Annotated in this window: 14 protein-coding genes; 9 read left to right on the forward strand and 5 right to left on the reverse strand. The window is 69.8% G+C overall.

Annotated features, from left to right (window positions below; translation table 11 throughout):
* Nucleotides 1–90: 90 nt before the first annotated feature.
* From PGH47_RS41050 to PGH47_RS41075, 6 genes are all read left to right on the forward strand, one after another.
* Nucleotides 91–918 carry an FAD binding domain-containing protein gene (locus PGH47_RS41050; RefSeq protein WP_271667723.1) on the forward strand — a complete coding sequence of 276 codons (828 nt, stop codon included), beginning with the start codon at nt 91–93 and terminating at the stop codon, nt 916–918.
* Entirely contained in the window at nt 915–3,632 is a 2,718-nt protein-coding gene (locus tag PGH47_RS41055; protein WP_271667724.1) for a molybdopterin-dependent oxidoreductase, read from the forward strand. The genes PGH47_RS41050 and PGH47_RS41055 overlap by 4 nt, the downstream gene beginning before the upstream one ends.
* Nucleotides 3,633–3,638: 6 nt before the next feature.
* The gene (locus tag PGH47_RS41060; RefSeq protein WP_271667725.1) at nt 3,639–4,613 is read left to right on the forward strand and encodes an antibiotic biosynthesis monooxygenase; all 975 of its coding nucleotides are present in this window, start codon (nt 3,639–3,641) and stop codon (nt 4,611–4,613) included.
* A gap of 228 nt (nt 4,614–4,841) precedes the next feature.
* Nucleotides 4,842–6,218: a DEAD/DEAH box helicase gene (locus PGH47_RS41065; protein ID WP_271668277.1), complete on the forward strand. Its 1,377-nt coding sequence runs from the start codon at nt 4,842–4,844 to the stop codon at nt 6,216–6,218.
* A gap of 191 nt (nt 6,219–6,409) precedes the next feature.
* Nucleotides 6,410–7,180, forward strand: coding sequence for a nucleotidyltransferase domain-containing protein (locus tag PGH47_RS41070; protein ID WP_271667726.1), 771 nt, complete (start codon nt 6,410–6,412; stop codon nt 7,178–7,180).
* The gene (locus tag PGH47_RS41075) at nt 7,177–7,836 is read left to right on the forward strand and encodes a TetR/AcrR family transcriptional regulator (protein WP_271667727.1); all 660 of its coding nucleotides are present in this window, start codon (nt 7,177–7,179) and stop codon (nt 7,834–7,836) included. The genes PGH47_RS41070 and PGH47_RS41075 overlap by 4 nt, the downstream gene beginning before the upstream one ends.
* Nucleotides 7,837–7,874: 38 nt before the next feature.
* Here PGH47_RS41075 and PGH47_RS41080 read toward each other — a convergent pair whose 3' ends face one another.
* From PGH47_RS41080 to PGH47_RS41095, 4 genes are all read right to left on the reverse strand, one after another.
* Complete coding sequence (locus tag PGH47_RS41080) at nt 7,875–9,524, reverse strand: carboxylesterase/lipase family protein (protein WP_271667728.1); 1,650 nt, start codon at nt 9,522–9,524, stop codon at nt 7,875–7,877.
* A gap of 23 nt (nt 9,525–9,547) precedes the next feature.
* Nucleotides 9,548–10,786 carry a choice-of-anchor Q domain-containing protein gene (locus tag PGH47_RS41085; RefSeq protein WP_271667729.1) on the reverse strand — a complete coding sequence of 413 codons (1,239 nt, stop codon included), beginning with the start codon at nt 10,784–10,786 and terminating at the stop codon, nt 9,548–9,550.
* A 272-nt stretch (nt 10,787–11,058) separates the two neighbouring features.
* Nucleotides 11,059–12,111, reverse strand: a complete 1,053-nt coding sequence (locus PGH47_RS41090; RefSeq protein WP_271667730.1) for a zinc-binding dehydrogenase — start codon at nt 12,109–12,111, stop codon at nt 11,059–11,061.
* A gap of 29 nt (nt 12,112–12,140) precedes the next feature.
* Complete coding sequence (locus PGH47_RS41095) at nt 12,141–13,148, reverse strand: NADP-dependent oxidoreductase (protein WP_271667731.1); 1,008 nt, start codon at nt 13,146–13,148, stop codon at nt 12,141–12,143.
* 310 nt (nt 13,149–13,458) lie between these two features.
* Between PGH47_RS41095 and PGH47_RS41100 the strand changes: the two genes are divergently transcribed.
* The 3 genes from PGH47_RS41100 to PGH47_RS41110 all read left to right on the forward strand — a co-directional run bounded on the left by PGH47_RS41100 (nt 13,459) and on the right by PGH47_RS41110 (nt 16,950).
* On the forward strand, nt 13,459–14,421 hold the full coding sequence (locus PGH47_RS41100; protein ID WP_271667732.1) for a hypothetical protein: 963 nt from the start codon (nt 13,459–13,461) through the stop codon (nt 14,419–14,421).
* Between the two features lie 149 nt (nt 14,422–14,570).
* Nucleotides 14,571–16,463, forward strand: a complete 1,893-nt coding sequence (locus PGH47_RS41105; RefSeq protein ID WP_271667733.1) for a propionyl-CoA synthetase — start codon at nt 14,571–14,573, stop codon at nt 16,461–16,463.
* Nucleotides 16,464–16,521: 58 nt separating this feature from the next.
* Entirely contained in the window at nt 16,522–16,950 is a 429-nt protein-coding gene (locus tag PGH47_RS41110) for a VOC family protein (RefSeq protein ID WP_271667734.1), read from the forward strand.
* A gap of 4 nt (nt 16,951–16,954) precedes the next feature.
* Here PGH47_RS41110 and PGH47_RS41115 read toward each other — a convergent pair whose 3' ends face one another.
* A complete protein-coding gene (locus tag PGH47_RS41115) occupies nt 16,955–17,164 on the reverse strand; it encodes an SbtR family transcriptional regulator (RefSeq protein ID WP_271667735.1) in 210 nt (69 codons plus the stop codon).
* Nucleotides 17,165–17,744 lie beyond the last annotated feature (580 nt).

A 17,744-nucleotide genomic window follows, 5' to 3' on the forward strand; every position in this document is an offset into this window, starting at 1 on the left:
CACCATCTGCCCGGTCAGCGGGAGAGCAACTCCGGCAGTGCCACGGGACAGTTGTCTTCCGTAGGCCAGCTCTCCCGTAGGTCGGTCTTCATGGACCTCAACACCATCACCGAAGTCATCCGGCGACCGTCCGAGCGGCCGGGCAGGGACTGGCACGAGGGCGACGCGTGGCTCGCGGGCGGAACATGGCTCTACTCCACCGAGCAACCGGACCTGCGGCGGCTGATCGACCTGACGACGTTGCGCTGGGACCCTCTGGTCCCGACGGACGAGGGCCTGGAGATCGGTGCCACATGCACCATCCGCGAGCTGTACACCTTCCCGTGGCCGCAGCGCTGGACCGCCGGACCGCTCTTCCGCGCGAGCTGTGAGGCATTCCTGTCCTCGTTCAAGGTCTGGAACTCGGCGACCGTCGGCGGAAACATCTGCATGTCCCTGCCCGCCGGCCCGATGATCACGGCGACGGTCGCGCTGGAGGCGCGGTACGTCCTGTGGGCTCCCGACGGCTCCGTGCGTTTCGTCGACGCCCTCGACTTCGTCACAGGCGACCACCGCAACGATCTCGCCCCCGGGGAGATCCTCAGGCGCATCACCATTCCCGAACGTGCGCTGCGCCAACGCACCTCGCACCGACGCTTCACGCTGACCCGGCTCGGCCGTTCGACGGTGTTCCTCGTCGGCACCCAACGGCCGGGAGCGAAGAACCTGTTGCTCACCCTCACCGCCGGCACCACACGGCCGATCCGCCTCGCCTTCGACGCCCTGCCCGACGGCCGAACCCTGCGGGAGAGCATCGACGCCGTGCCGGCGGACGTCTGGTACGCCGATCCCAACGGAACCCCCGAGCACCGTCGCCATCTGACACGGCACTTCGCCGAAGAGATCCGCCGCGAACTCATGGAGGGGGACCTGCCATGAGCTATCTCGTGAACGGCAAGGACTTCGACAGGGAACCGGCCCCCGGCCAGTGCCTGCGCACTTTCCTGCGCGAACTCGGCCACTTCGGGGTCAAGAAGGGGTGCGACGCGGGCGACTGCGGTGCCTGCACGGTGTGGCTGGACGGAACCCCCGTACACAGCTGCATCACCCCCGCCTTCCGCGCGGACGGCCACGAAGTGACCACCATCGAGGGCCTTGGACGGCCCGGCGCGCCGCATCCCATGCAGCGGCAGTTCGAGGACGCCCCGGGGTTCCAGTGCGGCTTCTGCACCGCAGGGATGATCATGACGTCGGCCACCTTCAGCGAGGACCAGAAGGCGGACCTGCCACGGGCGTTGAAGGGCAATCTCTGTCGCTGTACCGGATACCGGGCGATCGAGGACGCCGTGAAGGGCGTCGGAGCGGTGGAGACGGCAGCACCGGGAAAGGCCGTCGGGACGAGCGTCGGCGCGCCCGCGGGGCACGACGTGGTGACGGGGCACGCCGAATTCACCATGGACACGCATATCGACGGCCTGCTGCACCTCAAGGTGCTGCACTCACCCCACGCGCACGCCCGGATCCTCTCGATCGACAAGAGCGCCGCCCTCGCGGTGCCCGGCGTGCACCGGGTCTACACCTGGCAGGACGTACCCCGCAGACGCTTCACCACGGCGATCCACACCGACCACCTCGTCGACCCGGACGACACGTACATCCTCGACGACACGGTCCGCTTCGCCGGCCAGCGCGTCGCCGCGGTCCTGGCCGACACGGTCGGCGCCGCCGAGGAGGGCTGCAGGCGGCTCGCGGTCGAGTACGAGGTGCTGCCGGCGGTGTTCGACCCCGAGGCGGCGATGGCCGACGGCGCACCCCAACTGCACGGCTCCGACGATCCGTTCGTCCGCGACCCCGCCCACAACATCCTGCTCGAACTCCACTCGCACATCGGCGACGTCGACGCGGGATTCGCCGCGGCCGACACGATCCACGAAGGGACGTACTTCTCACCGCGCGTGCAGCACGCGCATCTCGAGACCCACGGTGCGATCGCCTGGATGGAGGACGGCCGGCTGAACGTCCGAACCAGTTCGCAGTCGCCGTCGATCGCCAAGGTCAAACTGGAGTACCTGTTCGCACTGCGCCCCGACCGGGTGAGGGTGTTCTGCAAGCGCGTCGGCGGCGGATTCGGCGGCAAGCAGGAGGTGATCGCGGAGGACCTGGTCGCGCTCGCCACCCTCGACACCGGCCGGCCCGCCAGTCTCGAATACACCCGCGAGGAGGAGTTCACCACGGCCTCACCGAGGCACCCGATGACCCTGACGGTCAAACTCGGCGCCAGGACCGACGGAACGCTCACCGCCTTCCAGGTACGCAACGTGTCGAACACGGGCGCCTACGGCAACCACGGCGGCGAGACGGTGTACGCGGGCGGAGCCGCGGTCATGCTCTACCGCTGCCCCAACAAGAAGTACGACGCGTACTCCGTGTACACGAACACCGTGCCGAGCGGAGCGCTGCGCGGCTACGGCATGACACAGCCGGCGTTCGCCGTGGAGTCGGCGATGGACGAACTGGCCCGCGCCCTCCACATGAACCCGCTGGAACTGCGCCGACGCAACATCGTGCGACCGGGTGAGCCCCTGGTCGCTCTGCACGACGGCCCCGACGACGTGGTCTTCACCGAGGACGGCCTCGCCGGATGCATCGACCTGGTGGGCGACGCCCTGGCCCGTTCGGCCGACCGCCCGCCGCCCGGCCCGCACTGGCTCGTCGGAGCCGGCGTGGCGAGTTCCCTGCACGAGACCGCGCCCCCGACGGAACACCTCTCCGAGGCCTGGGTCACGCTGGGCGACGATCTCATCTACGAACTGGCCGTCGGAACCGTCGAGTTCGGGGAGGGCACCTCCACGGCCCACGTCCAGATCGCAGCCAACCAGCTGGGCACGACGCCGTCGCGGATCCGGCTGGTGCAGTCCGACACCGACCGCACGGGATTCGACACCGGTGCCTTCGCGAGTGCCGGCCTCTTCGTCGCGGGCAACGCGGTCCTGCGGGCCGCCAATGCCGTGCGCGACCGCATCCTTCAGTTCGCCGCGGCGCACACGGGTGTCCACGTCGTGATGTGCACGCTGGACGACGACGGAGTCGTCTGCGGGGACCGGCGGGTCTCGCTCGCCGAAGTCGTCGCGCTGGCCCGGACGCGCGGCATCCGTTTCACCGCCGCACGCAAGGCATACGGCTCACCCCGGAGCGTCACCTCCAACACGCAGGGATTCCGGGTCGCCGTGCACCGGGTGACGGGCGAGATACGGATCCTCCACAGCGTGCACGCGGCGGACGCCGGGGTGATCATCAACCCCGCGCAGGTTCGCGGACAGGTGGAGGGCGGGGTCGCCCAGGGAATCGGCTTCGCGCTGACCGAGAACCTCCACCTCGACGACCACGGTGCCGTGGTCAACCCGAACCTCCGGAACTACCGCATCCCCACCTACGCCGACATCCCCCGCACCGAGGTCCTCCTGGTGGGCTCGGCGGATTCGGTCGGGCCCATGAGGGCGAAAGGGATGGCCGAGTGCTGCATCAACCCGGTCGCCCCCGCGCTCGCGAACGCGGTGCACGACGCGACGGGCGTCCGCTACCGTGCGCTGCCGCTGACTCCGGAACGCATCTACGGCCGGCTCCCCGCGGAGCAGTCGGTGTCGACAGGTTGAGCCACCATGAATGCCGAAAAGAACCTGGCCGCCGCGGCGACGGCGATCATCGGCCAGAAGGTCCTGCCCGGGATGGAAGAGGAGTACGAGTCGTGGCAGGGGGACCTCAACGCCGCGGCCGCCTACTACCCCGGCTTCCTCGGCGCCGAGATCTCCCCGCCGACACCGCTGCAACCCGACTGGGTCGTCGTCTACCGGTTCGACTCGGTGGCGCATCTGCAGGCGTGGATCAACAGCGGGACCAGGCAGACGTATCTCGACGTGGGCTCCAAGTACTTCGACGGTCCGGCGACCCAGCAGGTGGTCAGCAGCGGCACCCAGTCACTGGATCCGCTGGTCACCGTGGTCGTCACCCACCGTGTCCACCCGAACCAGGTCGACGACTTCCTCGACTGGCAGAACCACATGGTCCAGGAGGAGAGCAAGTTCGAGGGCTTTCGCGGGACCGAGCTCTTCCGCCCCATCGAGGGGCTGCAGGAGGAATGGACCACGCTGTACCGCTACGACAGCGCCGAGCACCTCGACGCCTGGCTCACGTCGCCCCAGCGGCGGAAGGTCCTGGCCGAGGGCGAGAAGTTCAGCGACTTCAAGCTGCGCACGATCGACAACTCGTTCGGCAGTTGGTTCGCCTTCGAGGGCAACGGCAAGGAGGCGGCGCCGCCGCCCTCCGAGACCAGGACCTCCCTCGCCGTCTGGGTCGGCCTGTACCCGACCGTCGTGCTGCTGACGCTCGCCCTGTTCCCGCTGCACATGCCGCTCTGGATCGGACTGCTCGTGGGCAATCTGCTGTCGAGCTTCATCATGAGCTTCCTGACCATGCCCTACTACGTGAACCCGCTGCTCGGGCGATGGCTGCGGCCACCGCCGGAGGAACGGGCGACAAGGAGCAACCTCCGTGGCCTGGGTGTCGTCGCGGTGGCGATCGCCTTCTGGGCCGTCGTCTTCTACCTGGTCACGGAACAGTTCTGGTCATTGCCGTGACCGGTGCCCCGGACGGCCGTCGCCCGGGGAGGCGTGTACACGTCGAGGCGGCTCGGGCAGCGTGCCCCGTGCTAGTGTTTTCCGTTTGCGGCGTGGCTGTGTCGGTGGCCCATACGGTCTCCCCGGCCGGTGGCCGCGTCCCCGCCGCGCCTTCCTCGGTACGGTCCCTTCGGAGGAAGGCTCTCTGTGAGCGAATCAGCACGTCCCGATGCCCGACAGCAGGACGAAATGGCCGAGCCGGCGGACGCCACTTCGGCGACGTCCTTCGCGGAGCTGGGGCTGCCGGCCCAGATCCTGCGGGCGCTCGACGAGCGCGATGTGACCGTGCCCTTCCCCATCCAGGCGGCGACGCTGCCGAACGCGCTCGCGGGACGGGACGTCCTGGGCCGGGGCCGCACAGGCTCCGGCAAGACGCTCGCCTTCGGCCTCGGGATGCTCGCCCGGACGGCCGGGCGGCGCGCACAGCCCAAGGAACCGCTGGCGCTCGTCCTGGTCCCCACCAGGGAGCTGGCGCAGCAGGTCGGAGAGGCGCTCACGCCGTACGCCGAGGCACTGCGGCTGCGGCTCGCGACCGTGGTGGGCGGGGTGTCCATCGGCCGGCAGGCCGCCGCGCTGCGGGACGGCGCGGAGATCGTCGTGGCCACGCCCGGTCGGTTGCACGACCTCATCGAGCGCAAGGGCTGCCGACTGGGACGGGTGCGCATCACGGTCCTGGACGAGGCCGACCAGATGTGCGACATGGGGTTCCTGCCGCAGGTCACCGAGATCCTGGACCAGGTGCGTCCCGACGGCCAGCGGATGCTGTTCTCCGCCACGCTCGATCGCGACGTCGATCAGCTGGTGCGGAACTACCTCCGAGACCCCGTCGTGCACTCCGTGGACCCCTCCTCCAGTGCGGTCTCCACGATCGAGCACCACGTCTTCGTCGTGCACGGCCCGGACCGGTACGCCGTGACCACGGAGATCGCCGCCCGGGACGGCCGCGTTCTGCTGTTCCTGGACACCAAGCACGGCGTCGACCAGCTCACGCGCCATCTGCGGGCCAGTGGCGTGCCGGCCGCCGCCCTGCACAGCGGAAAGTCCCAGCCGCAGCGCACCAAGACTCTGGCCCAGTTCAAGAACGGGCAGGTCACCGCGCTGGTGGCGACGAACGTCGCCGCGCGCGGCCTGCACGTCGACGACCTCGACCTCGTGGTCAACGTCGACCCGGCCACCGACCCGAAGGACTACCTGCACCGCGCGGGCCGCACGGCCCGGGCCGGCCGCTCGGGCACCGTCGTGACACTCACCATGTCGGGACAGCGCCGCGAGACGAGCCAGGTCATGACGGACGCCGGCGTCGCCCCCAAGGTCACCAAAGTGCGTTCCGGCGAGGCCGAGTTGACCCGGATCACCGGCGCCAAGGCCCCCTCAGGCGTACCCCTCGACGGCGGGCCGACCGCACAGCGCCCCAAGAACCACAACACCCCGTTCCGGGGCCTCGGCAGCACCAAGGACACGAAGCGCGGTTCCGGCGCAGGGTCGTCCCGGTCGTCCCGCAAGACCAGCGAGGCCGCCAAGCTCGCGGAGGCCCGCAAGGCGGCCCGCGTACGACGCGGCGCCTGACCCTCGGCTTTCCGGACCGCCGCCGCCTCGGCCGAACCGGACGGCCGACTCCAGGAGCGTAAGCACACCTTCCCGGATCGGCCTCACCGACTGTCGGCGATCTGTCAGGGTGCGCCGCGCCCCTTCGTACGGATTCACTCCCCCGTTTCGCGTCGGGTTTGCTCGGCAGCCCGCGGTCGCAGACTTCCCCCATGACGGATCAGATCACTGGGCAACTCATCGAGCGTTTCGTCGGAGCTCTCCGGCCGGTCGTGCCGCTGGTTTCCGTGTGGGCGCACGGGTCGCTTGCCGGTGGCGACTACCAGCCGGGCCGCAGCGACCTCGATCTGATCGCGGTCGTGGAGCGACCCTGTACGGCAGCGGAGCAACAGCAGCTTGCCGAGGTGCATCAGAACCTGGGGAACGTCACACTGCTTGCGTCGAAGCTGCATTGCAGCTACCCCACAGCCACGGAGTTGGATGACCCCGCACACCCACACCTGACGTGGGCACACGAGGAGTTGATGCATCGGCCGGTCACACCGGTGACCAGGCGGGAGCTTCACGACTTCGGACTCGTCCTGTACGGCCGGCCACCAGCGGATCTCCTGCCGCCGGTGACTGACAGCCAGCTTGCTGATTTCGTCATCCAGGACCTGAAGAGCTTCTGGCTGCCCGCCCTGGACCACCCGGAGTGGTGGAGGCGTGACATCTGGATCGACCTCGGCCTGCTGACTGTCGCCAGAGCGACAGCGACGCTGAGAGACGGCAGGCTGATCACCAAGGGCGATGCTCTCCGTGTCCTCACGGAGTTGGGCGCTCCCACCGACGTGGTGGATGACATCAGACAGCGCCGCTACGGCGTACCCGGCTCTGCGACGGAGCAGTGGATCACCCGCCGGGCAGAACTGACCCTCGCCTTTCTCGGATCCGCGATCGAGCAGGCCATTCTGAAGAAGGCTCCTCTAGAGTCGGCGCTATGACGGAGGCACCGGCAATGGACCGAGGCGCGCGGTCGCGGGACGCGATACTCGACACCGGTGGTGAGTTGATGTCGCGCCATGGGTACGCCGCCACGTCGATCTCGATGATCTCCGCCGCGTCCGGATTGCCGACCAGTTCCATCTACTGGCATTTCCGCAGCAAGGACGGGATCTACGTCGCCGTACTGGAGCGTGCGAGGATCGCGCTGCTGGACGCCCTGCCGCCGAGCGAAGTGCCGGGCGCCGACGTCGCGGAGCGTCTGGACACCTTTCTGAGAGAAGTCGAGCACGCGTTTCAGCGCCATCCGCGAGGTGTGAAGCTGCTGTTGGGCCTGGGCATGGTGCAGCAGGACGCCAGTGCGGCCGCGGCAGCCGAGGTCCATCAGTACCGCGACGCGCTGCTGACATGGACCCGGGATTCGATTGGCTCTGTGTTCGCACTGCGGGACCGGCCCGAGGTCGCGGACGAGTTGGCGCGCTTCACGCTGAGGGTGGCGAGCGGAACCGCGGTGGCCCGCTGGTTCGAGCCGGACACGGTCCTGGACACCGGGCCGTTGCGTGTGGCGCTGCTGGCTCTGGCGGACCATCACGGGGTTCCGGTCAGGGGCGTCCCTGGCGAGGACGCCCCTTCCGGGCACATCACGACCGGGGAATGACGACCCGGTAGTGGAGGGATCGGAGGGTCGATGTCATCTCACGGCTCCTCCGGGGATCGAGGTGGCTGCCAGAACGGGCACTGGTGGTCGGTCGCGAAACCGGTGGTGGGTCCGACCCGGTCCGTTGCCAGTACCTGGATGCGGTCTCCGGTGGTGGTGTAGCGCGGCCAGGGCGGAGTGCCGGGTCCGTTGGGGTTGCCGGTGGCCGCGAACCGGGCCCAGTACGCGGTCATCGTGGCGGACAGCCGCCGCTGGGCGGGCGTCAAGGGCGCCAGTACTTCCGTCGGGAAGAGATAGGCCAGTTCGGAGGCGTGGAAGGCGCCCTGCGGCGTATGCGGTGCCGGGATGAACGGTGGTGCCTGCGCGTCGTCGAACTCGTAGGCGTAGACGGGCGCACGGCTCCCGTACAGACGGCTGTCGGCTCGTGCCGGGCAGGCGAACCGCTGGTCGGTGCCGACGGCGGAGTACGCCAGGTTGGGGGACGGATACGCCGAGGCCGGGTATGTGTCCAGGACCCGGGCGGCTCGGTCCCCGTACTGGAGCCTGATGAGGGCGGCGTACGAGTCGGGGGTCAGTGGACCGCCGCCGAGGAGGTCCACGTACAACGCGGTGAAGTAGCGGTATTCGTCATGGGTGTTGCCGTTCAGCGTGGGGACCGCGTTCACTCGTCCCTCGGCCCACGCCGTCCGCGGAGTGCGGGGGAGGACTTGAGGACCCGTGTTCGGGGCCCACAGGGAGGCGGCTCCTGTCCCGGTGGCGCGGATCAGTTGGGTGGTGGGTACCGCACGCAGGCAGGCCGCCGCGTTCGTCGGCTCGGTGCAGCCGACCGAGGCCGCGAAGTCGCTTCCCTTTCGCTCGGCAGCGTCGAGTTTGAGGGGTGTCAGACCGCCGTCCGTTGCGCACGCTCCGCTCTGCTGGATCGCCCGGTGGAACAGGCCCTTCGCCGTCGGCGAGGCGATGTGGAGACAGGTGTCCGCCGATCCGGCGGACTGGCCGCCGAGCGTCACCCGGTTCCGGTCGCCGCCGAAGGCGCCGACGTTGCGCCGTACCCACCGCAATGCGGCCTGCTGGTCCATCAGGCCGTAGTCGCCGGAGGCACGGTCGGTGCTCTCGGTCGACAGAGCCGGGTGCGCCAGGAACCCCAGTGCTCCGAGGCGGTAGTTGACCGTCACCACGACCATGCCGCGTGCGGCCAGTGCGGCGCCGTCGTAGTCGCTGCCGGCGCCGTAGGCGTTGGCGCCGCCGTGCAGCCAGACCAGTACCGGGAGAGGCCGGCCGCTGGTGCGGGCGGGTGTACGGACATTGAGGTACAGGCAGTCCTCCACCGTGCTGCCGGTCCGGTTGGACTCGCCGGGCAGGACCGGGCCGCCGTCGGGGAGCAACGTCAGAGGTAACTGGGGGCAAGGGTGGGCCGGTGCGGTGGCGTCCCGTGTGCCGGACCAGCGTGCCGCGGGTCGTGGTGGACGCCAGCGCAGCTCGCCGGTCGGCGGGGCTGCGAACGGGATCCCTTGGAAGACCCGACCGCCGTCGCGGGCTGCCGTGCCCCGCACCCAGCCCCGGTCCGTGCGTACGACCGGAGAGTCGGGCCCGGTGCCGGAGTGGGCAGCGGCCGGGGGGACGGTCAGTGTCAGGAGCAGGGCCGCGAAGACGGCTGTGACTCGGGCCGGAGCGTGGCGTGGCGCTCCCATCCCTTTCGGGGACGGGCCCGGGGTCATGACGTGTGCTCGTAGGCGCCGATGTCGCAGGGCGCGCCCTGAGGGCGCGCGACGCCACGCTGATCCGCGGCCGGGCAGTCGTCGGCGGCGTCCAGAGCAGGGCTGCCGGGCAGTAGCGCGACCGTGTCGGTGGGGCCGCCGTTGTCCGTGAGCGGGCCGATCCGTGGGGTGCGGCCGGGCAGATCGCCGGGTGCGGTGAGTCGGCAACTGCCGTCGCTGTCCAGGTTGTTGCTCAGTGACGCGATGGTGGCGAAGGCCTTCTTGCAGTCGGCTGCCGCGCCGTCGACGGTGTTGCCCGCGATGATGGAGTTGCGCAGCGTCATACGCCCCAGAGGCAGGTCGATGACGTCGGGGATCGGCGAGGGCAGGCTGTCGAGATAGGCGGGGGCGAAGTTGATGCCGCCCCCGCCGTCGCTCGAACGGTTCCCGGTGATGGTCGAGTTGAGGATCTCCACGGGGCCCCTCCCGCGGATGTCGATGCCTCCGCCGTAACCGGCGAGGCTGCCCGGGCGGTCGCCGGGGTTCGTCACCCGGTTGTCCGCGATCGTCGAGCTGGTCACGGTGCCGGTGGCGTCGAACCGGATGCCGCCGGCTTCGCCCGCCACATTCCTGCTGACGGTGCTGTCGATCAGATCGAGGTGGGAGCCGGGGACGTTGAAGATGCCCCCGCCGTAACCGGCGGAGTTCCCGGTCACCGTGACCCGTCGCAGCGTCATGTGATGTCCGTTGGCGATCGCGCCGCCGCCGGTGTCGGTGATGGGCAGCTCGCGTTGCCTGGCCACTCCACCGGTGATCGTCAGATCGGACAGCCGGCTGTCCGCCTGCATGCGGAAGGCGCGGTCCAGGTGGTTGGCGTCGATGACCGTGCTCCGCGCGCCGGCACCCTTGATCGTGGTCTGGGCGGCGACGTTCAGATCGCCCGTGGTGGGGTCGGGGTTGTCGCCGATGATCAGCCGCGGGTCGGGCGGGATCGTCAGCCGGTAGTGGCCCGGAGGCAGTGTGATCGTGCTGCCCGGGCGGGCGTTGGCGGCCATTACCGCGGCACGCAGACTGCACGCGCCCGAAGCGGTCAGGCACCGGCCGTCCGATCCGTCGACGTCTACCGCGTCGGACGTGGTGTCGACGGCGAACTCCGTCGGGCCGGGGGCCGGGGGAGCGGCGGCAAGGGCGGTGGGATGCGCCGCAATGGACAGAAGCACGACGGCGGTTGCGGCCGTGGTGGCCATGGATTTCATGGGGTGAACCCCTCTCGGCGAGCATTCCGGGCGTACCAGGACTCTGCGGCTGCGAGGACTTCGTGCTGATGAGCGGGTGCGCGGCTCGTGCGGGGAACGGCGTCGGCGCGGCCGGGGCGCCACCTGAGTACTGCCCGCGGTCTGGAGCGAGCGTTCCATTCAGAGTGTCCGGTGTCCACGGCCGGGCGGGGATTGGCCGAATGAGGCTGCCGTGGCCCCAGGGCACGGCTGCGGGCCGCCTCGGCGAAACCGAGGCGGCCCCAAAGGAATCGTCAGCGGGTCGGATCGAGAACGATCTTGCGGACGCCGTCGGCACGCCCCGCGAACAGTTCGTACGCCGCCGGGCCCTCGGACAGCGCGAAGTGGTGGGAGACCACGGCCTCGGGCTTGATCCGGCCGGCCTGGGTGAGGGCGATCAGGGGAGGGAGTTCGTAGTGCACCGAACACAGCCCGATCGCGAACTCGAGTTCCTTTATCTGCGCCAGTCCCATGTGGAAGGGGAACGCCTTGTTCTGGCTGACGCCGATGACACTCACCCGGCCGGCCTGTCGTACGGCCTTGAGGGCCAGCTCGATGGTCGCGTCCGATCCCACGGCCTCCACCACGGCGTCCGGACCGCGGCCGCCGGTCATCTCCCGTACGGCCGCCCGTACGTCCTCACCCTCGACAGGCTCGACACCCAGGGTCGCGGCGAAGGCACGGCGCTCCGCGACCAGGTCCGTGCCCAGTACCCGCGCGGCGCCCATCGCGAAGGCGGACTGCGCCGCCATGAGGCCGACCGGACCGAGGCCGACCACCAGGACCGTCTCGCCGGGCTGGATGCGGGCGCGCCGACAGCCGTACCAGGCAGTGGGCGCGTTGTCCGTGAGGACGAGGGCGGCCTCGTCGGAGATGCTCTCGGGCAGCCGCACCAGATTGACGTCGGCGCAGGGCACCGCCAGCGCATGGGCCTGGCTGCCCTGGAGCTGCGGGCTCACGCCGTAGCAGAGCTCCATGCTCGACTTCGCGCGCTCGCACCGGGCGGTGAACCCGGCCGCGCACGACCGGCACTGCGCACAGCCCACCGAGGCGGGCACCAGGACCCGGTCGCCGGGCTTGAAGCGGGTGACCTGGCCGCCGGTCTCGACGACCACGCCGACGCACTCATGCCCCGGTGTGTAGCCCAGCTCCGGGCTGAACGGGTGGCCGCCGTAGATGTGCAGGTCGCTGCCGCAGATGCCGGCCGAGGTCACCTGCACCACCGCGTCGGTGGGGTTTGTGACGGCCGCGTCGGGGACATCGCCGTACCGGATGTCGTGACGGCCGTGGTAGGTCAGTGCCTTCATCGGATCTCTCCCTCCCCTCTTCGGTCCGCTCAGTCCGCGATCTTCAGCACCAACTTGCCGCGGTTGTCACCACGGAACAGGCGCATCAGCGTTTCGGGGAACTCCGCGACAGAGCCGGACACCACGTCCTCAAGGGACGTCAGCCGGCCCTCCGCCCGCCACTTGGCCAGTTGCGCGATGCCCTCGCCGTACCGGTCGGCGTAGTCGAACACCACGATGCCCGTCATGGAGGCACGGTTCACCAGCAGCGACAGGTAGTTGGCGGGGCCTTGTGGCTGTGTGCTGTTGTACTGGGAGATCGCACCGCAGACGACGATGCGGGCACCGCGGGCGAGCCGGAGCAGTACGGCGTCCAGAACGTCGCCGCCGACGTTGTCGAAGTACACGTCGACGCCGTCGGGGGCGTGCTCGCGCAGCGCCTTGCGGATGTCCTCCTTCTGGTAGTCGATCGCGGCGTCGAACCCGAACTCGTCCACCACCAGCCGGCACTTGGCCTCGCCGCCGGCGATGCCGATGACGCGGCAGCCAAGGTTCTTGGCGACCTGCCCGACGACGCTGCCGACGGCCCCTGCCGCTCCGGAGACCACGACGGTCTGGCCGGGCTGGGGGCGACCGACGTCGATCAGGCCGAAGTACGCCGTCAGGCCCGACATACCGAGCGTGCCGAGATACGTCGGCAAGTGAGCCGCTTCCGGGTCGACCTTGGTCACGTCGCGACCGTTCGACACGCAGTACTCCTGCACGCCGAACGAGCCCGACACATGGTCGCCGACCGCGAACCCGGAGTGCCGGGACTCGATCACCCGCCCCACCGCACCGGCGCGCATCACCTCGCCCAGCTCCACCGGGCGGATGTAGGACCTGCCCGCGTTCATCCAGCCGCGCATGGCCGGGTCGATCGAGAGGCAGAGCACCTGCACCAGGAACTCCCCGTCGCCGGGCTGCCCCACCGGCTCCTCGACGTGCTCCCAGTCGGTGGGCCGAGGCTCTCCCACGGGACGCGCGGCCAGGCGCACCTGACGGTTGATCCTGCTCATCTCCGGCGGCTCCTTCGACGGTCGCATTACGCGTTCACCCGGCGGCCGGCGTCACCCACCGGCTCTTCCGTGTGTCATACCGGCTGGTCGGTACGGTGAGTGAGCGTACGGGTGGCATGCCGCCCGAGACAAGAGGGGGCCGGTGTGAGGTGCAGTGACTCATTCCCTCCGGTAGGAAAACCGGGACGACCGCTCATGCCCGGATCTGTACGCGAACGGCTGACCGGTGCCGACCCCGTGATCCGGCTGTGACCCGGAAGTGTGGCCTCCACCACGGTCCGCCCTTCCCGGGCCCTGATGGGGTGGCCCCATGCGCACAGCCGCCCCCCTCTTACCGGTCCTGGCCCTGGCCATCGCCCTCGCGGGATGCGGCCGGCCGTCAGGCCCGCCCGCCTCCTCCGCGAGCCCCACTTCCCCGGACGACCCGCGCTTCCTGCCGCTCGCCGCCTACGACATGTCGGACGAGGACGTCCGTACGGTCGGCAGGGCACGCTGGACGCTCGCCAAGGACTGCATGGTGCGCCTGGGGTTCGGCAGCCTCAAGGACCTCGATGTCGACCCGGTCCCCGCCTGGCCCCGCCGCCCCGCGGGCACAGGGGTGGTGCAGTTCGCCCTTTACGCCTCCGACGACCTCCGCTACGGCGTCCAGGACCCCGGGCAGGCCGCACGGTACGGCTATCAGGCGGCGCGGGCCGAGCACGAGCGCCGCTACCCGCAGAAGGACTGGACCCTGTCCGAGTACCTCGCGCTCACCGGCGAGTTCGTCCAGGAGGACCCGAAAAGCGTGCACGGCCACCGCATCCCGAGGCGCGGCTGTCTCGGCGAGGCGGACCGGGCGATCCACGGCACGAATCCGCAGGACCGGAAGGATCCGGTCCTGTCCCTGGAGACGAAGAGCCTTGAGCTGGGGCGGCAGGTCCCCGCCTGGAAGGCGGCGGACAGGGCCTGGTCGGCCTGCATGCGCAAAGCCGGCCACCGCTACGCAAGCCCCAGGGACGCCGAGATCGGCGACGACCGCCAACGCCAGGAGCTGGAGGAGCGGCTGAACGGATCCTCCCGCGACCCCGGGGAGCCCTCCGCTCTCGAGAAGCGGACCGCGTCCGCCGACGCTCGCTGCAAGCAGCAGACCGGCTATGTCCGCATCGTCCATGCCATCGACGTACGCATGCAGAATCAGCTCGTCGCCCGGAATCGGGAGACCTTGGAGGCGCAGCGTCGCTGGAACGAGGACGCGACCCGCGCGGCCGGCGAGATCCTGGAAGACCGCTCGTGAGGGTCGGCCCTCCCGAGGCCGGGCAGCCGTCGGGCGCACCCGCACCCCGGTGAAGCGGTCAGGAAGGTCGCTCACGGCTTGGCGATCACATGATCAACGTGTGACATGGTGGCAGGCGGGCCACCACGACTCGGGTCAAGGAGAGCGCGATGGGAATGTACGAGGACGTCTTTCGGACCAGCCTCGAAGACCCGGAGAGGTTCTGGCTGCGGGCGGCGGCAGGCGTCGACTGGGAGGTGGCGCCGTCCCGTGCCCTCGACTCCTCGGCCGCGCCCTTCCACCGCTGGTTCCCGGACGGCCGCCTCAACGTCTGCTTCAACGCGGTCGACCGGCATGTCGAGGCCGGCCGGGGCGAACAGGCCGCGCTCATCTACGACTCACCGGTGACCGGCACCCGGCGCACCTACACCTACGCCCGCCTGCGGGACGAGGTGGCGGCCTTCGCCGGGGTGCTCGCCGGGCTCGGCGTGGGGCAGGGCGACCGCGTGGTCATCTACATGCCGATGGTCCCCGAGGCCGCCATCGCGATGCTGGCCTGCGCACGGATCGGCGCCGTCCACTCGGTCGTCTTCGGCGGGTTCGCGCCGCCCGAACTCGCGGTCCGTATCGACGACGCCACCCCCAAGGTGGTCGTCTCCGCCTCCTGCGGCATCGAGGGCAAGCGCGTCATCCCGTACAAGCCACTGCTGGACCAGGCGATCGAACTCGCCGGGCACCAGCCGTACAAGCAAGTGATCCTGCAACGGCCGCAGCAGCGGGCCGAGTTGGGGCCGGACGACCTCGACTGGGCCGAACTGGTCGCCGACGCGTCGCCGGCCGACTGTGTACCGGTGGCCGCGACCGATCCGCTCTACATCCTCTACACGTCCGGAACGACCGGGAAACCCAAGGGAGTCGTCCGCGACTGCGGCGGTTGTGCCGTGGCTCTGCACTGGTCGATGGGTGCCGTGTACGACATCGGCCCGGGCGAGACGATGTTCACCGGGTCCGATGTCGGCTGGGTCGTCGGGCACTCGTACATCGTCTACGGGCCGCTGCTGGCCGGTGCCACGACCGTGCTGTACGAGGGCAAGCCGGTCGGCACCCCGGACGCGGGCCAGTTCTGGCGGGTCGTCGCCGAGCACGGCGTCAAGACCATGTTCACGGCGCCCACCGCCTTCCGCGCCATCAGGAAGGAGGACCCGAAGGGCACCCTCACCGCCGAGTACGACCTCTCCGGGCTGCGGTATCTCTTCCTCGCCGGTGAGCGCCTCGACCCCGAGACGTACCACTGGGCCGCCGCCCTACTGGACATCCCGGTGATCGACCACTGGTGGCAGACGGAGACAGGGTGGCCGATCGTCGCCAACCCGGTCGGCATCGAGGCCGCCCCCGTGAAACCGGGCTCGCCCACCCGCCCCCTGCCAGGCTGGGACGTCCGTGTCCTCGACCCGGCGGGGCAGCCCGTGGAGGCGGGCGTCGACGGCGCGATCGTCGTGAAGCTCCCCCTGCCGCCCGGTTCCCTGCCCACCCTCTGGAACGACGACGACCGCTTCGTCGCCTCGTACCTCTCCGCCTACGACGGTTACTACCTCACCGGCGACAGCGGGCACATCGACGAGGACGGCTACGTCTATGTCATGGGCCGAACCGACGACGTCATCAACGTCGCCGGACACCGGCTGTCCACCGGCAGCATGGAGGAGACCCTGGCCGCGCACCCGGACGTCGCCGAGTGCGCCGTGATCGGCGTCGCGGACGCCCTCAAGGGGCAGGTGCCGCGCGGCTTCGTCGTCCTGAAGGCGGGAACCGACCGCGACCCGAAGGAGATCGAGGCGGAACTGGTCCGGCTCGTGCGCGAGCGCATCGGTGCCGTCGCCTCGCTGAAGGAGGTCGCCGTCGTGGCCGCCCTGCCCAAGACGCGCTCGGGGAAGATCCTGCGCAAGACGATGCGCGGTATCGCCGACGGCCACGACGAACCGATCCCGTCCACGGTGGACGATCCGAGCGTCATCGAGACGCTGCGCCCGCTGCTCCATCGCCCCGAAGGCCGCCGCGATTGAGCAAGTGCCCTGCCAGCGCCGGGAGATGAGCGACAGAGCCCCCTGTTAGGGTGCGCTGATGTCGACGATCAAGCAGTTCCAGGTCACCTTTGACTGCGCGGAACCCGAACGTGTCGCTCGCTTCTGGTGCGAGGTGTTGGGATACGTCGTATCGCCGCCGCCGAAGGGCTTCGCCACTTGGGAGGAGTTCGACCGCTCCCGGTCTCCTGAGGATCGGGGTTCGTGGTTCGCCTGCGGTGACCCCTCAGGTGTGGGGCCGCGATTGTTCTTCCAGCGTGTTCCCGAGGGCAAGGTCGTCAAGAATCGGGTGCATCTCGACGTCAGGGTCGGCACGGGGCTGGTTGGCGAAGAGCGCCTCGCCACGCTTGAGGCCGAGTGCGAGCGGCTCCTCGCCCTCGGCGCGGTGCGTGTGCGCCTGCTGTACGACGGCAACGATTCGTGCATCGTGATGCAGGACGTCGAGGGCAACGAGTTCTGCCTGGACTGAGCGTCTACGGTCGGGCGCGGAGACCGTCGAGGATGAGGGCCAGCATGCGCGGCGACCGGTCCTCGGATCCCGACGCGGCGCGCCACAGCGTGCCCGTGAGCTGCAGGAAGTCGCCGGGGTCGGCGTCCTGGCGAATGCTGCCGTCCTGCTTTCCGGCATCCAGGAGTTGGCTGATCGCGGCGATGACCGGGCAGCGCAGCGCCTTCGGCGCCATCGGCTACGGCCACCCGCCCCGTTCGACGCCGTTCACGGAAGTGGACTGGACGAACGTGGACGCCGACATCGCGCCGTACCAGCGGTCGAAGACGCTCGCGGAGCGCGCGGCATGGCGACCGCGCGGCGAAGGCGCCGACGCGCGAACTGGCCCTGACGCTCGCCCGCGCCCTCAGCCGGGTCAGCCCTCAACTGCGCGCGGTACGGCCCCAACTCGGCCAGGACTTCGACGCGACCAGCGCCAACGCTCCAGTCTGAGATCGTTCTGCCTGAGACCCCGCCACGACCTTGGCGGCCACATCGACGGCCCGGTTCTACGCAACGCGGTTGAGTAAAATCTTGCGCTGCTTGCGTTCGCTTGCGTGCGGCGGACGCAGGTCTCCGCAACTCGCTGATCGAGCCGCAGGCCAGCGCGTGCCTGGCAGTGCAAATCCCGTGCAAGGTCGGATCCTTCACCTCCAAGGCCCGTGGGCGGCACCGGAGTTGCCACCACGGCTGAGCCATGGGTGCTTCTGGTGAAACTTGTGCTGTCTCAGCTGTAGACCATCCTTCCTACCTCTGCAATATTTCGATGAATCAAC

The organism is Streptomyces sp. HUAS 31 (assembly GCF_028198125.1).
GTDB lineage: Bacteria > Actinomycetota > Actinomycetes > Streptomycetales > Streptomycetaceae > Streptomyces > Streptomyces chartreusis.

Coding starts and splice junctions, on each gene's coding strand:
- PGH47_RS41085 (WP_271667729.1), bottom strand. CDS start 10,786: ATGAAATCCATGGCCACCACGGCCGCAACCGCCGTCGTGCTTCTGTCC.
- PGH47_RS41055 (WP_271667724.1), top strand. CDS start 915: ATGAGCTATCTCGTGAACGGCAAGGACTTCGACAGGGAACCGGCCCCC.
- PGH47_RS41075 (WP_271667727.1), top strand. CDS start 7,177: ATGACGGAGGCACCGGCAATGGACCGAGGCGCGCGGTCGCGGGACGCG.
- PGH47_RS41105 (WP_271667733.1), top strand. CDS start 14,571: ATGGGAATGTACGAGGACGTCTTTCGGACCAGCCTCGAAGACCCGGAG.
- PGH47_RS41070 (WP_271667726.1), top strand. CDS start 6,410: ATGACGGATCAGATCACTGGGCAACTCATCGAGCGTTTCGTCGGAGCT.
- PGH47_RS41050 (WP_271667723.1), top strand. CDS start 91: ATGGACCTCAACACCATCACCGAAGTCATCCGGCGACCGTCCGAGCGG.
- PGH47_RS41115 (WP_271667735.1), bottom strand. CDS start 17,164: ATGGCGCCGAAGGCGCTGCGCTGCCCGGTCATCGCCGCGATCAGCCAA.
- PGH47_RS41060 (WP_271667725.1), top strand. CDS start 3,639: ATGAATGCCGAAAAGAACCTGGCCGCCGCGGCGACGGCGATCATCGGC.
- PGH47_RS41100 (WP_271667732.1), top strand. CDS start 13,459: ATGCGCACAGCCGCCCCCCTCTTACCGGTCCTGGCCCTGGCCATCGCC.
- PGH47_RS41095 (WP_271667731.1), bottom strand. CDS start 13,148: ATGAGCAGGATCAACCGTCAGGTGCGCCTGGCCGCGCGTCCCGTGGGA.
- PGH47_RS41080 (WP_271667728.1), bottom strand. CDS start 9,524: ATGGGAGCGCCACGCCACGCTCCGGCCCGAGTCACAGCCGTCTTCGCG.
- PGH47_RS41090 (WP_271667730.1), bottom strand. CDS start 12,111: ATGAAGGCACTGACCTACCACGGCCGTCACGACATCCGGTACGGCGAT.
- PGH47_RS41065 (WP_271668277.1), top strand. CDS start 4,842: ATGGCCGAGCCGGCGGACGCCACTTCGGCGACGTCCTTCGCGGAGCTG.
- PGH47_RS41110 (WP_271667734.1), top strand. CDS start 16,522: ATGTCGACGATCAAGCAGTTCCAGGTCACCTTTGACTGCGCGGAACCC.